The 15,488-nt window shown below is 36.3% G+C and carries 15 protein-coding genes, 1 pseudogene and 1 riboswitch; of the genes and pseudogenes, 9 read left to right on the top strand and 7 right to left on the bottom strand.

Features of this window, described 5'->3' with window-relative positions; translation table 11 throughout:
- Positions 1-34: 34 nt before the first annotated feature.
- The 4 genes from ACI3K6_RS20955 to ACI3K6_RS20970 all read right to left on the bottom strand — a co-directional run bounded on the left by ACI3K6_RS20955 (position 35) and on the right by ACI3K6_RS20970 (position 3,316).
- Entirely contained in the window at positions 35-1,228 is a 1,194-nt protein-coding gene (locus ACI3K6_RS20955) for an Acg family FMN-binding oxidoreductase (RefSeq protein ID WP_435556363.1), read from the bottom strand.
- Between the two features lie 17 nt (positions 1,229-1,245).
- Entirely contained in the window at positions 1,246-1,893 is a 648-nt protein-coding gene (locus ACI3K6_RS20960; protein ID WP_435556364.1) for a TetR/AcrR family transcriptional regulator, read from the bottom strand.
- 273 nt (positions 1,894-2,166) lie between these two features.
- On the bottom strand, positions 2,167-2,790 hold the full coding sequence (locus ACI3K6_RS20965) for a DUF1259 domain-containing protein (protein ID WP_435556365.1): 624 nt from the start codon (positions 2,788-2,790) through the stop codon (positions 2,167-2,169).
- Positions 2,791-2,827: 37 nt separating this feature from the next.
- Positions 2,828-3,316, bottom strand: a complete 489-nt coding sequence (locus tag ACI3K6_RS20970; RefSeq protein WP_435556366.1) for a DUF1259 domain-containing protein — start codon at positions 3,314-3,316, stop codon at positions 2,828-2,830.
- Between the two features lie 742 nt (positions 3,317-4,058).
- Between ACI3K6_RS20970 and ACI3K6_RS20975 the strand changes: the two genes are divergently transcribed.
- Entirely contained in the window at positions 4,059-4,553 is a 495-nt protein-coding gene (locus ACI3K6_RS20975) for a hypothetical protein (protein WP_435556367.1), read from the top strand.
- Between the two features lie 408 nt (positions 4,554-4,961).
- Here the strand turns inward: ACI3K6_RS20975 and ACI3K6_RS20980 are convergent.
- Positions 4,962-5,411: pseudogene (locus ACI3K6_RS20980) on the bottom strand (IS110 family transposase); the annotation flags it as partial.
- 346 nt (positions 5,412-5,757) lie between these two features.
- On the opposite strand from ACI3K6_RS20980, the gene ACI3K6_RS20985 reads away from it, so the two are divergent.
- From ACI3K6_RS20985 to add, 3 genes are all read left to right on the top strand, one after another.
- Positions 5,758-6,444, top strand: coding sequence for an MBL fold metallo-hydrolase (locus ACI3K6_RS20985; RefSeq protein WP_435556368.1), 687 nt, complete (start codon positions 5,758-5,760; stop codon positions 6,442-6,444).
- A gap of 305 nt (positions 6,445-6,749) precedes the next feature.
- Complete coding sequence (locus ACI3K6_RS20990; protein WP_435556369.1) at positions 6,750-6,935, top strand: hypothetical protein; 186 nt, start codon at positions 6,750-6,752, stop codon at positions 6,933-6,935.
- 840 nt (positions 6,936-7,775) lie between these two features.
- Positions 7,776-7,873, top strand: a riboswitch (purine riboswitch).
- Positions 7,874-7,941: 68 nt separating this feature from the next.
- Positions 7,942-8,934, top strand: a complete 993-nt coding sequence (add, locus tag ACI3K6_RS20995) for an adenosine deaminase (protein WP_435556370.1) — start codon at positions 7,942-7,944, stop codon at positions 8,932-8,934.
- A gap of 178 nt (positions 8,935-9,112) precedes the next feature.
- On the opposite strand, the gene ACI3K6_RS21000 is transcribed toward add, so the two are convergent.
- Positions 9,113-9,310: a YwbE family protein gene (locus ACI3K6_RS21000; protein ID WP_335477656.1), complete on the bottom strand. Its 198-nt coding sequence runs from the start codon at positions 9,308-9,310 to the stop codon at positions 9,113-9,115.
- Positions 9,310-9,501 (bottom strand): hypothetical protein, encoded by a 192-nt coding sequence (locus tag ACI3K6_RS21005; protein WP_435556371.1) that lies wholly within the window; start codon positions 9,499-9,501, stop codon positions 9,310-9,312. Before ACI3K6_RS21005 ends, ACI3K6_RS21000 begins: the two co-directional genes overlap by 1 nt.
- A gap of 226 nt (positions 9,502-9,727) precedes the next feature.
- Here ACI3K6_RS21005 and ACI3K6_RS21010 point away from each other — a divergent pair, with 226 nt between their 5' ends.
- The 5 genes from ACI3K6_RS21010 to ACI3K6_RS21030 all read left to right on the top strand — a co-directional run bounded on the left by ACI3K6_RS21010 (position 9,728) and on the right by ACI3K6_RS21030 (position 15,464).
- Complete coding sequence (locus tag ACI3K6_RS21010) at positions 9,728-10,690, top strand: MBL fold metallo-hydrolase (RefSeq protein ID WP_435556372.1); 963 nt, start codon at positions 9,728-9,730, stop codon at positions 10,688-10,690.
- 267 nt (positions 10,691-10,957) lie between these two features.
- A complete protein-coding gene (locus ACI3K6_RS21015; protein WP_435556373.1) occupies positions 10,958-11,950 on the top strand; it encodes a DUF3231 family protein in 993 nt (330 codons plus the stop codon).
- Positions 11,951-12,083: 133 nt separating this feature from the next.
- Positions 12,084-12,866: an alpha/beta fold hydrolase gene (locus ACI3K6_RS21020; RefSeq protein ID WP_435556374.1), complete on the top strand. Its 783-nt coding sequence runs from the start codon at positions 12,084-12,086 to the stop codon at positions 12,864-12,866.
- A 340-nt stretch (positions 12,867-13,206) separates the two neighbouring features.
- Positions 13,207-14,202: an ROK family transcriptional regulator gene (locus tag ACI3K6_RS21025; protein ID WP_435556375.1), complete on the top strand. Its 996-nt coding sequence runs from the start codon at positions 13,207-13,209 to the stop codon at positions 14,200-14,202.
- A 26-nt stretch (positions 14,203-14,228) separates the two neighbouring features.
- The gene (locus tag ACI3K6_RS21030) at positions 14,229-15,464 is read left to right on the top strand and encodes an MFS transporter (protein ID WP_435556376.1); all 1,236 of its coding nucleotides are present in this window, start codon (positions 14,229-14,231) and stop codon (positions 15,462-15,464) included.
- Positions 15,465-15,488: the final 24 nt, after the last annotated feature.

Raw genomic sequence — 15,488 nt, forward strand, 5'->3', positions numbered from 1 at the left:
ACAGTACCTAACAATGTTCACTATCAATACTTCCTTAGTTCTTGATAAGATCCATGACATCTCGTCTCATGGTTTGCTGAGCCAATTCGGTTGGTTTCCCCATACGAACTAGCATTTGAATGACTTTTCCATTTGGTGCATATTCCATATGGATTTTCGTATGCGGTTCCTTCATTTCTGGGTACTCTTCCAACACTTGACTTGGCGGCTGCATCACAAAGCCCATATTATGTGCTTCCAATATGAGACGACTATAGAGCATACCTGCTTTTACCTGATTACTACGGCTATTATCTTTTGTAATAATCATCGCATAGATTGGTGTATGTTCCACGGCAATCTGTGTGGACTTCACAAACAAATCAGCTGATGCTTTCTCATTGTTGATGGAAGGAAATAGGGTGATCATTCCTTGCATCACATTTTTCTTCAATCCTGTAATTCCTTCCCCTTCCAATGAAAATCCATATCTGTACTTGTTCTTTTCATACTCATTCGCCCGAAAAATATTTGCAGATTCTTCATTAATACGATGTACAGCAGACTCAATTTTAGCCCCTTCCATAGCGTATTGACCAAGTCTATCTAAATTCTCTTGATCTGAAAAAATTTCTAATGTCACACCTTTTTCATCAGAGATATCTTGTAGCTTATTTACTTGGGCTTTCGTTAATGTCGTTGTCTTATAGGCTCCTCTGTTTGTATCTGGAAGAAATATGTATGGATAAAGTTCATTTTTTATTGTTTCCACTTTTGTCAGAGAAATTTTTGCAACTGGTTTTGCATCCATGCTTTCTTTTAGGTTCGCTTCATCATAATTGCCGTTTGGAAAAAGAACGATGTCTGTGTGATAGCCTAATTGATCACCTGTCTCTTTCACATATTCTAAAAAAGTCCCTTGTGTCACCATCGTTTGACGAGCATAAGGATCCACTTGTGGAGCTAACCGATTTGAATCGGCATACAGGTAAAAGACATTTGCATCTTTTTGATCCAGACGTACAATCCATGGCTGCATATTATGTCCATTCGCAGCTAGTAAACCATGGGCAGCAAGGCGTACTCTTATATCCTTAAATTGTTGTGAATAGGTAGTCTTCCATGGATCTAAATAATGTTTAGTCGAAAAAATGCCACTTTTTATCATTAAAACAGAGAAAACACCTACGATGATCATGACAAAAGTTAAGAAAAACATAGTCATCATCTTTAATCCTTTCTTTTTCATTTTTCTCGATCACATCCTTAATTTTTAATAGATGTAAGTAGTAATTCAAACGCTTCAGGTATTAGCTCTTCGGAATTTCTATGGTGATAATGTTTGATATAATTAGCTTTCTTCTTCGCTACATTAAAGACTCCAATTGTGGTTGACCATAAAATCACTGCTGTATTTAAAAGATCCAAGTCTTTTCGTATGGAACCTTCCTCCACTCCCTGTTGTAATGTAGTCATCAAAAACCTGAAAATTTTTTCCCCTTCGGCATAGCATTCTTCTCTCGATTGATCGGTGATCCCTTTTTCAAAATCTCGTTCACTCGTTTCATATTCTACAATTGCCTCAAAATAGTTTGGTTGTAACTGGCTAAATGTAAAAAGAGTTGTTCCGATTTGTCTTAATCGTTGCAAAGAATTCCCATCCAGTAATGTGTTGAGGTCTTCTTCTAATACGTTATTTAATAATTTCCATCCTCTAATCATAATTTCAAAATAGAGTTGCTCTTTGCTTTTAAAATAAACGTACACAGTTCGTTTGCTAAACTCTGCTTCTTTCGCTACATCGTCCATGGTCGATGTAGAATATCCCTTTGTAAAAAACACTCGTTCAGCAGCTTCAATAATATCGGTCCTTCGAATTTCCTTTTCCCTTTGTTTTCGTTCAGATAACCCCATTTGCTCAACCCTTTCACTATAATGATATAAAGTATACTATTAGTTTACTTTATATCATCCTGTTGCATAAAACAATACTTATCACCAAAATTGTCCATTTTTTAATCTATTTTTAGTAGACTATGTTCTTTAACTTTATTAGGGTAAATTACGGAATGACAATTAAATCAATTGCGAAAAGGGGAGTTGAAATAAGTGGAAAAACTTATTGCCATTCAATGGAAAAAAGCCATTTGTGATTATTTTATTAAGTATCACAGATGGCTTTTTATTTTAGAATAATCCAGCTTCCCTTGCGGCAGATATACTATTTCTAGCAAACTCTTCTGCGGACATGCCGACATTCTCCCAATGTATATACATTAAACGTGGATTTTCAAACAGCCAATGATTATGAAAGGCCGTTACGATAAGGCCTCTTTTCCGTAATGCGGCAATAAATCGATTAAGTTCCCTTTGGAGAACCACCGATTCACCAAGATTTAGACCATTATTTTCAAAGGATAACATAAACGGAAGTGCAAGCGGTGAACGCGTGCGGCGACCTAAAATAGTCGCATTTAGATCTCGAAGGCGCATTACAGTACACACTGGTGCTGCTGAAACAACCTCGCCGCCAATAATATCGGCCAATCTTTGGCATGTTGAAGCAGTTATATTCCTAACATTACCACGATCGGTACGTGTCATTCGTTTGCTTGACCTATGTCCCGTAGAATGTGAACTAGATTCAATTTCAATATCCATCTGATTGCTAACACTATTGTTTGACTGATGTCCAGTTGTTCTTGATCTGGATTCTAATTCTTCATCCATCTGATTTTTCCTGAAAGAGCTTGTATCAATATCAGGATTAACCATTCCGAACCAATTATCAAAAATGTCTCTTCTTTCCATTAAAATCACCTCCTGTTCTTAAACAAAAAACAAAATTTTAGAAGAAACCTGCTTCTTTTGCAGCTTCAAAACTATTTCTAGCAAACTCAAACGGATCTCCAACGTTCTCCCAATGCATATACATTAACCGTGGTTTTTCAAAAAGCCAGTGGTTATGGAAAGCAGTTACGATAAGACCTCTTCTTTGTAAGGCAGACATTAGAGCATTAGCTTCTTTTTGAAGGAGTACAGTTTCCCCAAGGTTAAGGGTTCTTCCTCTTATATTGTTTTCAAAGGAAAGAGCAAATGGAAGGGCTAATGGGGATTCTGTGCGGCGACCTAAAATCGTAGCATTAATATTTCGAAGGCGCTGAACGACGCATGCTGGCGTTGATGCGATGACCATACCTCCGATAATATCTGCTAATTGTTGGCATGTTGAAGTGCTGATTCCTCCAACTGAATTACGGCTATTATTGCTCCTTGCAGGACGCCATACACCTTGAGGACCTGATCCCCATTCATGATGAAATTCATTTTTCCCCAATTCTATCACCTCCTTGTCCACTGTTCACTTAACATATCAGGAAAAATGGACAAGAGTGTACTATTGACTCGGGACAAATATCTTTTTTTAATTCATTTTTTGAATAATGATGTTTCCTTCAATTTAGATTCCGTTCATTAATTGTTGATCAATTGATGCATATGTTAAATAGGACAGGTTGCTGAGGCAACCCCTTTTTCTTATTCCACGAACAGGGTAAGTTAGTTCAATAAAGAGTTTACATAAATTCACTAATTTTATATCCCTTATTGTAATTTTATGGTAAAATCGTCGGAAACAAGGAACATTCGATAGTTTAAAGGGGATCGAATATGCCTGTAAAAGAAACAATAAACTACTATTCTCCAGTATCTGAATTTCTACCAATAACAGCTGTTGTATTGGCTGTTGGCTTAATTAGTTATTTCATATTCCATTACAGGAGTAAAATCCGAAAATAAGGCTGTCATTTGGGCAGCTTTTCTTATTGAATGAAAAGTGAAGGTTAGTGGAACAAGAGCTAATAGCTTTTTTCAACAATCGGTCCATTTAATGGAGTAATGCTTATGGGGATACTTTGAAAAAATTTAATGAAACATTGGGTAATGGGGGGAGTAAAAGATGCGAAATTTTAAAGGGTATTGTTTATTTATAATTTTCATCTTGTTGTTAACAGGGTTGTAACAGTGTAGAGAAAGAAAAACCGTCATCAAATACGAAAATATCCATTGAGCCATATAACATGAGTGAAAGAGAAAAACTGCTTATTAGCAAGACAGGTGTAGGGCAAATTGAATTTTTCAAGCTGAATGGCACTCTGAAAGAAGATGATCAATTGCAATTTTCGGTGGTCGAGTTTGAAAACGGTAAGTTTAAAAAGGAGTTGCTAAATACTTCGGGTGGGCCGGATACAAAATTTAAAGACAACCTCATTTCTTTTGGAATAAGTAGTTCCGAAGATGAAGACCATTCTTTAAAGCTGTTAACAGGTGTACCATCTGGACTTGCTTCAACAGAGTATTCAAATAAGATGACAATGTCTTCCTTTAGTAAATTGATAGGAGAAAAGGTTACTTTAGAGAAGAATAAACCTGCATATTTAGTAGCTTGGTTAGGCGCAACTAAAAACAGTTTGCGTTCTGTTGAAAGCGAAAATGGCGAATTACCTACAGGTATTGAAGAAGCTGAGGTTGCACTTTTATACAAAGTTTTATGGACCGATAAAGAAAAGAAATAACTTTCTTTTGTTAACAATCGTACGTATCCTTAGAAAGAAGGGTCTATTTGAAATGTCCCTAAAATATAAAGGAATTAGACTTTGTTAAGGCGAAAAAATAGTGAACATTGCACTTAAACTCCCGCAGTTAAATACGATTTTTCTCTCAAATACTCACTTATTCGCAGAATTTTAAAGCACTTGTAATAACATTAGGGGACTATTGAAATAAATTGTTAGGATTTTGGCAACATGAAGGCGTACTTAAATATAGGAGGTAATGAAACCCTATTGATATCCATATATTGTACGTATTCTCCACGCCACCCCTGGAGGTTTTCGCTCCCATGTCTCAACGGGTCAAATGCCCTTTCATTCCTTCGTCATAGGTATTCCAAGTGGTAGATGCCGGTTTTCTAACGGACAGCATACATATCTTTTGACGTTCATGTCATAATTTAACATTATGACTCGGAGTTTTTCAAAGTTTCTAAGACGGGCGAATAAAACGAATAGTATCTATTCTTCACCTTATCAGCAATAACTAAGGTTCTTTTTTATCACTTTTGGATTGAGAGTTATCCCGATTTTCCTTATTCCTTTTCACAAGGTGGGGGTTTTACTGTCACTACCTCAATGCTCCTTTCATAAAGCCTTTTTGAAAGATTTCCTCAGTTATGTCCGGTTGGTTCCATGCCAATAATCGTAGTATCCAAGCCCTTTAAGGCTTTAAAAGGTTAATCCATTGTATTATCTAGCAATCCTTCTTTCATTATTTTCGAACGTTAGAGGATCTCAATAACAATTCCATGGAAGTTTACGGCACAAAGCAACGTGAAACTGTTTTGCTATATCGATTCCGACATGTCTAATCGGAATTCTTCAATTAGTTGATTTTATTTGTCTTACTTTTTAAACTTCATTGTAGAGTTTCTTCTTAAGAATGATTTTGTGTTGTGTGTGTATAATCTTATTACTGAGGGGCTCTATTTTAATCGTGAAAAATAGCTCGCTACAGGAATTCTAACGGTGGGCGTTTAATGGAAGAACCAGTAGCCGTTGTTTTAGCTCCTTTTCTTCTTGAGCTAAGGGTGAAAGAAGGAGTTGCGAAGTAAAACATCTAATAGAGAAAAAAAGGAATATTTTGAACTAATAAGGAGTAACTCATCTTTTTGTTGGACTATTATTTTACTAAAGATACATGATTTAGGGTAGGGGGAGTAAAATGGAGATTTTAGAACTACCGATAGAATTTGAATTTAATGGACAAAAAAATCTAATTTATCCCAGTTTAATTATTACTAACAATGATTTAACGTTAGTAGATACTGGGTACGCAAACTTTTTACCTCTAATTGAAAATGAAATTAAAAAAAGTGGATATGAAATAAAGAATTTAAAGAATATTATTATCACTCACTATGATGATGAACATATTGGTTCCTTATATGATTTTAAAACAGAATTTCCTTGGATTAATATAATAGCTAGTGAGATTGAATCAAAATACATAAGTGGTATGCTGAAAGCGGAGAGATTAGTTCAAGCTGAAGCACTGCTAGATAAATTGCCAATTGAAGAAGTAGAATTTGGCAAATGGTTTATTCGGCAACTTAAGAATTTGAAGCATATATCGGTTGATGAAAAAGTACAAGATGGCAGTAAGATTTTAGATGGAAAATGTACGATTGTAGCAACTCCAGGGCACACATCAGGTCATATTTCATTATACTTTCCTAGTATAAAAACGGTTATTACGGGTGATGCAGCTGTTAATGAGAATGATAAATTGGTTATTGCTAATCCACATTTTTGTTTAAATATTGGGAAAGCAGAAGAGTCCTTAGATAAGATTAAAAATTTAGATGTAAAAACTTTCTATTGTTATCATGGTGGTAAATTATCCTTATAATTGTGTGGAAAACTACTATATCTTAAAGAATATATCAACTTGAATTTTAAAGATGTACTTAAACCACATGAAAATAAGTTCTTTTAGAATTGAAAAAAGCATTAATTAATTCTGTGGTGCAGTTCTGCTGCTGCATGGGTGGCTAACGGGGTGCTTTTCTTTAATAAGGAGTGCTGGTAAATGAAGCAGTTTGATGTGGTAAAAGTATAAAAGGATAAACCTGACGAAGGGTTTTCTAAAGGGAAAATTGGTACTTATTGTCAGCCTTTTAAGTACTTTTATGGTTATATACTCAGGGTGAATAAATGGACAAAATTAGTAAGTTTGCCATTGGTGTTGTGTGGGGGCTTCCTGGAACAGTAGTAATGTTGTTAATTATAGGAATAGCACTGAAACATTCCATTCATCTATTTGCTTCATTAGACCTTGGAAATCGCAGGTTGGCTAATCGTCTATTTTGTTCAAGACTTGATAGTGAAACATCTTATTAACTAATAGGAGAAGTTTGTGAATTAAAGTATTTAAACTATAGGTGAGCTTTAGTTTAACGATCATTATGATGAATCTTTCAAAAACGGGTGCAATTTAGTAGCAAGAATTGTGCTCTTTCTTTATGTTTAGGGCTGTATCGTTGCATACCTAGTATAAAGAAAATGGTATAAGGTTAATTTTTTTATTAAAATAAACGAATTGGTTTTGTGGAAAAGTACCCATACATATAAATGTGTTTTGTTGGATATTTTACAAAAAGGGGGAAGAAGGACTGTTAGAAAGGGATGATAAAGCTTTGACAATAAAAATTCAAAGATTGATTAATGTTGCTATGGTCTTACTATCATGGTTGACGGTACCCTTGTTAGGGTCACGTAACATAAAAAGATTTCTTCCCGCATCCATCCTGATTATCCTTATTGACGGTATTAGCATTCAAATTGGAAAAAAACTAAAATGGTGGGTTTTCTATAATAAACCACAATCATACTTATTTGGGGAATTTCCTTTTAGTATTGGGCCGTTTTTTGCAAGCTCCATGTGGACTCTAAAGTGGACATACGGAAATGTTAAAAAGTTTATTTTATTAAATGCCATTATAAATGGTATATTTGCATTTCCAGTTGCAAGTCTAGCAAGAAAATTTAGGTATTACAGATTGGTTCGACTAAATAATTACCAATTTTTCCTTAATTTCCTTTCGAAGGCATTATTATTGTATGGGATTCAATATCTTCTTGAATTAACAAGGAAAAAGAAATCTAAATTCTTTCACTGATAATAAAGATTTATGTTATATTGACAATCTAATCTTTTTTTATTATTCTTTTTAAAAAGCGTTTATGAATTTAATAAAATTTCGTATAACTCCAATAATTGGTTTGGAGGTCTCTACCAGGAACCGAAATTCCTGATTACGAAGAAAATACAAATCTTGTACTTTCTTCGTAATCAGGAATTTTTTTTATTATTTATGTAATTTAATAACAATATTTGGAGGTCAAAATGAACTTTTTAGAGTTGCCGAAAGTTGAACTTCACTGTCATTTGGATGGAAGCGTTAGGGTTGAGACCGTTATGGATATTGCCCAAAAGGAAGGCCTCCAGTTACCCTCTTTTGATAAAAAGGAGTTGCAAAATGAGCTGATTGCTCCTCTGGATTGTGAATCACTAGAGGAATATTTAAAAAGATTTTCTCTTCCTAATTCGGTTATGCAGTCTAGGGAGAGCTTAAAGAGAATTACCTTTGAGCTTTTTGAGGATGCATCAAGGGAAAATGTAAAATATATGGAGGTCCGATTTGGACCGTTACTTCACACATTAAAAGGATTAGATGTTGAGGAAGTTATTGAGAGTGTCATAGAGGGTATGAAGGAAGCAGAAAGCTGTTACGACATAAAGGGTAATATTATTCTGTCTTGTTTAAGGACAATGTCTGTAGAAAGTGCGTTTGAGGTGGTTGAAAAGGGGAAAAAGTTCCTAGGAAAAGGTGTAGTAGCAATTGACCTATGTGCATCGGAAGAAGAAGGTTTTTGTGAAAGATTCGTAGAACCCATCGCATTAGCCAAAGAATATGGCTACAGAGTCACCATACATGCAGGTGAAACGGGAATCGGTAAAAACGTTCTAGAAGCTATTGAAATGTTAGGGGCTGAAAGAATAGGACACGGAGTATTTATTAAAGATTGCGCTGAAGCTTATAGGGAAGTGAAAGAAAGACAAGTAGTGCTTGAAATGTGTCCAACAAGTAATGTCCAAACAAAAGCTGTTCAGCATTTTTCTGATCATCCGATATATAAGTTTCATAAAGATGGAATAAAAGTGACAATCAGTACGGATAACAGAACCGTTTCTAATACTACAATGTCAAAAGAAATTCATTTAGTTAACAAAGAATTTAACCTAAGCGAAGAGGATTATCGACGAATCTATTCTAATAGCGTTGAAGCATCCTTTGCTGACCAAAAAACGAAGGATTGGTGCCTGGCAAAATTTTAAGGAAATCCGATATTATACGACCATTCAACAAGAATGAAGAGGATACTGAGAAATTGAGAAAGGTCTGCAGCAGTACCTGCACACTGTTTACGGATAGAGGTTTAAAACAGGATGGAAAAGAGTAAGTAAAAAGCATTCGGGTTGTAACTGTTCCATCCCTGAATGCTTTTTTTTGCTTTTATTTAGAGTGTATTTCTTGTACCCGTCCGATCCGTCCATCTGTTAACCTGACTTTGATACCATGGGGATGGGTGCCCGATTTGGTAAGAATATCTTTCACAATGCCCCTGGTGAGCTTTCCCGTTTTTTGATCCGTTTTTAAAACAATATCAACTTCCAAACCTGGTATAATGTCTTTCCGATTTTGTCCGTTCATTAGACACCCATTTTTCTGCGGGTATTGCTTGGTTTTTTCGTTTGCTGGCTTTTCATTTTTTTTGTCGAAAGATCGGCATTCACTTTTCCATTATTTGAGTTCTGGTTCTTTTTGTTTTCAAGCTGCTGTTTCATGGCCTCTTGCAGGCTGATTTTCTTTTTTTGTGTTTGTGATTGATTATTCTCAGTCATAGGAAATTCCTCCTTTTTGAATAGGATAGTTAGTCCAGTATAATTGATTTTTGTCTATTTGTGAAAGAACAAAGAAAGGAATAGGGGCAGAAAATTATGGTTTTTTCGTAAAATAATTTAAAACATGCCTGAACACGTTAAGAATAACCTAGGTGAATGGAAATATACGCTGGATAATTTTGTATGGTATTATAAAAAGATGATTTCATTTAGGGAGAGAGCTTGGATGAAAAATAGAATAGAAACTTTAACAGGTTCAAAACATTTTCAGATAAAAATGGTTGCTGAGGGTGTATATGCAGCCATTTCAGTCCCTGGTACCGGCTCAGTAGGGAATGCCGCAATAATTGACCTAGGGGACTCGACACTTGTGGTTGATACGTTTACAACCATAGATGCTGCCGAAGATTTGGAGAGAGCAGCCATACATCTTACTGGAAAACCAGTTTCTTATGTACTAAACACACATTGGCACAGTGACCATACGAGCGGAAATCAAGTGTTTACCGAAGCACAAATTATTTCCACGTCTGCTACACGTGATATTATGGCAACATATGGAAAGAATAGGTTAGCTCAGCAACGATCAAATCCTGAACCTATTTATAAGGCTATTGAAGAAGTAGAGGATAAAATACAAAAAGAGACTGACGAAAAGTTAAAGAAGGAAATGGAATGGGAAAATACAAGTGATCGCGAGTACATGAAAATGCTCCCTGATTTAGTATATACACTGCCCACTATCACTTTTGATCGTCAGATGAGTATTCATGGCAGAGACAGGACCGTCCATCTCTTGACGTACGGCGGCGGTCACACGCAAAGTGATGCATTCGTGTTCCTGCCCGAAGAAAAAATAGCCGTAATGGGTGATCTAGTGCTCTCAAAACATCATCCTGTAATGATTAATGCGAACCCTAAAGAATGGCTACATATTTTGGAACAGATCGAATTACTTAATATAGAAACAATAGTACCGGGTCATGGTCATATTGGTTCAATGAAAGAACTTCATGAAGTTAAAGGGTACATAAACCATATAGTGGCATTGGTTTCGGAAGCAATTCAAAGTAAGAGAAGCATAGATGATATTTTAGTACCAAAGGCATATCAAGAATGGTACTTTACTACCTATTTTAAGACAAACCTAAAGAAGGTTTTTGATTTCATCACGAAAGCAGCGGATTAAAAAGGGAAAATAAATAATGTTTTTAGGAAGTAACTTTGCGCCCAAATAAGGCGCATTTTTTATTGGACTAATGGGAGTTTAATGAAATGTGGGAAATAAGTAGGTTTAGTAAGAATAAACAATCTCAAAATGAAAAAACTACCACATAAGTAGAACGATTAGGAGGATTTTAATGTTTTGCCTAAATAATGACTTTACTTCTGGTACGTTTCTTGGTTTTCAGCTTTATTCATTGGCAGGAAATCTTTTAGGAAGGACGTGAATGAAATGAAATCTATGCATGACCCACTTACAAGTGCTGAAATGGGGAAACTTTGGGCTACCTATGTAGGAAACAGCATGACCAAACAAATCATTCGTTACTTTCTCCAACACGTTGAAGATGCAGATATTAACAGACTATTGGATAATTCCTTAACGTTAACCAACGACTTTATGGGTCGGATAAAAACCATTTTTGATAAAGAGAACTTTCCTATTCCGGCTGGTTTTACGGATGAGGATGTAAACTTAAATGTGCCAAGATTATTTGAAGATGAATTTTATGTTCATTATTTGCAATATACGTTAAAGGCAGGAATAAGTATTTATAGTCTAGCATTACCATTAGTTTTTCGTAACGATGTGAAAGACTTAGCCCATTATTGTTTGAAATTATCAACGGAATTATTGGAGCAAGTGAAACATATTTTGATTACAAAGAATTTTATAATAAAACCTCCTGTTATTCCTATACCTGACAAAGTAAAATATGTGAAAAAGAATTTTCTAAACGGTTTTTTTGGTCAGGTACGGCCGCTCCATGCATTAGAGATTGCTCATCTTTACGATAATATAGAGAGCAACGTTACAAGCAAGGCGTTAATCCTAGGATTTAGTCAAGTTGCAAAGTCTGATAAAATACGGAAACTGTTTCGAAAAGGTGCAGATATTACAACTAAAACCATTGAACAATATCAGCATCAATTGCAATCTGAAAATTTACCGTCCCCAACATTTCTTGACCATCTAGTTACCGGTACAACCTTTTCACCTTTTTCTGATAAAATAATGCTATTTCATAAAATTGATATGTTTTCCATGAAAATTCGATCATTTGGAAATTCCTTGGCGGTAAATGGAAGGCATGATATTGGTTTTATGTATGTAAGATCATTCATGAGTATTTCTAAATTTGTAGAAGATGCCACCGAGATCATGATTGAGAATGGATGGCTGGAACAGCCACCAGTAGCGGCGGTAGATCATAAAAGTAAGTAGTGTTGCAAGGATAGCTTCTGTGCTAATAATACATACAGCCACTCCTTTATTAGCGATTGAATCAAGTAATAAGTATTCACCTATGTTCGCCCAATGAATATTTTATTGTTAAGGCTTTTTAGGGGGGATCGGAGTGGGATACTTTGTTACTGTTGAATCAGGTGTAAAATTATATGTAGAAGATTTAAATCCCGAGGGTAATAGGACGATCGTGTTTTTACATGGTTGGCCGTTAAGTCATGAACAGTTTGAGTATCAATTTAATGTTCTTCCTGTAATGGGGTACCGTTGTATCGGAATTGACTGGAGAGGATTCGGAAAGTCGGATAAGCCAATAAGCGGCTACAATTTTGACCGATTAGCCGATGATATACGGACGATAGTGGGTGTACTACAATTAGACAATTTTACTCTGGTTGGTCACTCGACAGGTGGGGCAATCGCCATTCGATATGTGTCCCGACATAATGGTTACGGGGTATCCAATCTTGTCCTTGTAGATGCTGCAGCTCCTATAGGCTTTACTACAGAAACGGCAACTAGATTCCTTGCTCAAGCGTTAAATGACCGTCCTAAGTTGATGCAGGATGTGACAGACAGCTTTTTCTTTCAATATATAACAAATTCATTCTCTGAATGGTTTTTTCAATTAGGATTACAAGCAGCTGGTTGGTCTACAGCAGCGATCATTATGACACTAAGGGATGAGAAACTTTATACTGATTTGCAAAAAATAATTGTACCTACCTTAATCATTCACGGCGTTCACGACAAAGTCATTCCATTCTCACAAGCGCAAGAACTAAATCAAAAGGTCATAAATTCACAGCTTGTTCCGTTTCATTACAGTGGTCATGGTCCTTTTTGGGAAGAACGTGACAAATTTAACAAGGTATTAATGCAATTTGTTGGTTGATACTGTACTCTAACGGGAACTTATGATGAACCTAGGCGATTTATTTTGAACCTTATTATTTGAGTCTTTTTTCTGACCAGCCTAAAATCCAATTACCATTAACTTTGAACCGAAAAACTCTGGTCTACTCGATCAGGGTTTTTATTGATTGGAACTTGACTAAAGTTGGCCTGGAAGATCAGAGCCACAGCTTCTAGTTCATGAAAAGACCTTTTATGAATTTATGGTATTTTAAACTATAACTTTTCGGTTCCATTGTTTTAAAAATAAAAATTTGATATAGTATCACCAAGACTTATTAAAGATGTTTAAAAAGTTATAGGTTTAGGTGGTGATGTTGGTGAGTGAATTATTCGCAACTCCAAAAACAATGAAGAAGATCATCCTTAGTGGAATTCGCACTACACTATTGAAACTGGGTAGTGCTACAAAGGTTGAGCTCAGTGATCAATTAGGAATTAGCTTTCCAACCATTAGTAAGTTTTTAGAACAAATGGAGAAGGATGGAGAGATTCTTTTACTTGGCCTTGATGATTCCAGCGGAGGACGAAGGGCGAAACGATACTCCTACAATCCGGATCACATGTTGGGCCTGGCCATCTATTTAGAGAGAACGGAGACACATTATACCGTTTTCAATTGTTTAGGGGAAGTAAAGAAGCAGGGAAAAACATCTAGTGTATTAATAGATAAAGATTTATTAACTACATGTATCGAAGACATTATGGTTCTATATCCCAAAATTAGTGCCTTGGCTATTGGTGTGCCCGGGTCGGTTGAAAATGGCCGGGTCTTTTATATTCCGGGCTATGAGCATTTTCAAGACTTTGATTTGAAGGGTTACTATGAGAATCATTTTTCAATTCCTGTGGTCGTAGAGAATGATATGAATGCTTCTGTTCTTGGATATCACAACAAAAAGGGGAGAAACAAAAATCAATCCCTTGTTTATTTATATTTTGGTCAAAATGGTCCGGGAGCGGGAATATTGATTAATGGAGATGTAGTGAGAGGAAGTACCTTTTTCTCAGGGGAGGTATCATTTGTTCCTCTGTATGATCAGCAAAACTTTATTCAATCCTTGGAAACTGAGGAGTATAGGACGGATGCCATTAGCCGATTGGTAGCTGCGTTTGTTGCAATAATTAATCCTCATACGATCATCTTTTGTGTGGATGAAATGAACAAAGTACAGATCGACCAAATTACTGAAGGGGGTTCGAAGTATATTCCGGCAGAGCACCTTCCTGAGATCACGATGAGTGACTGGAAACAAGACTACCTGCATGGACTACAGAAACTTGGATTGGATCTGATGATTACTGAGGCAAAATGAACTATTCAATAAAGGCGGGGATATCTATGGCTACACTCTTTTTGGTTATCATCTATTTGGCATTTATCAGCTTAGGTTTACCTGATTCCTTGTTGGGCGTTGCATGGCCTGTTATGCACTCCGAATATGGTGCTCCAGTTGAGACGGCCGGTTTGATTTTCATGATGATAGCAGGGATGACGATCATATCCAGCATGGCAAGCGGAGTGATTCTTAAACGATTTAGTACAGGATTGGTCACATTTGTAAGTTGCCTAATGACAGCTGGGGCTTTACTTGGTTTTAGCTTTGCTCCATCCATCGAATGGCTATTTATCTGTGCCATCCCCCTTGGATTAGGGGCTGGTACAGTTGACTCGGGTTTAAACAATTATGTCGCTACCCATTACAAAGCACACCATATGAGCTGGCTTCATTGTTTCTGGGGTGTTGGCGCTACACTTGGACCGATCATTATGGCTCAGTTTATTTCTGGTCACAATTCTTGGAGAAATGGCTATCTTACCATCGCCGGGATTCAATTTGCCTTAGTTGTGATTCTGTTCTTCACGTTGCCATTATGGAATAAGGTTGGAAAAAACAATGCTACCTTTTTAAAAACAGAGTCAGACTCAACAAGCGAATCATTTAATAAGGAAGTTAAACCTGTGAAACCTTTACAGATTAAGGGGGTTAAACTTGCGCTTGCCTCCTTCTTATTTTATTGCGGGGCTGAAGCTACCATGGGCCTTTGGGGAAGTAGTTTCCTCGTAAATGTTAAGGAACTATCTGCAGGGACAGCAGCAAAATGGGTTTCGCTCTATTATGGAGGCATAACGATTGGAAGATTCATTACAGGCTTTATTACGTTAAGGGTCAGCAATCGTACGCTTATTCGAGTGGGGCAAATCATAGCCTTATCTGGTGCGGTACTTTTATTATTGCCATTGCCATTGCCATCCTTTTTTTCACTAGCAGGCTTTATTGTAGTTGGCTTAGGACTGGCACCAATCTTCCCGTGCATGTTACATGAAACCCCAGCAAATTTTGGGAAGGAATCTTCTCAAACCATTATGGGCTATCAAATGGCGGTAGCTTATATGGGCAGTACGTTCCTGCCTCCGCTACTAGGTTTTATTGCCGCACATTCAACAATCAGAATCTTCCCATTTGTTATTGCAAGTTTTATTGCTATAATGCTCTTGGGGTCTGAAAAATTAAATGGTTTCTTAAATATGAAGAGATTATTAAAAAAGAATGAAACATGCTCAAAAGCATTGTAACCATAAGGTAAAAAATTTTGAACC

It is taken from the genome of Neobacillus solisequens (assembly GCF_051233465.1).
Classification (GTDB): Bacteria; Bacillota; Bacilli; order Bacillales; family Cytobacillaceae; genus Neobacillus.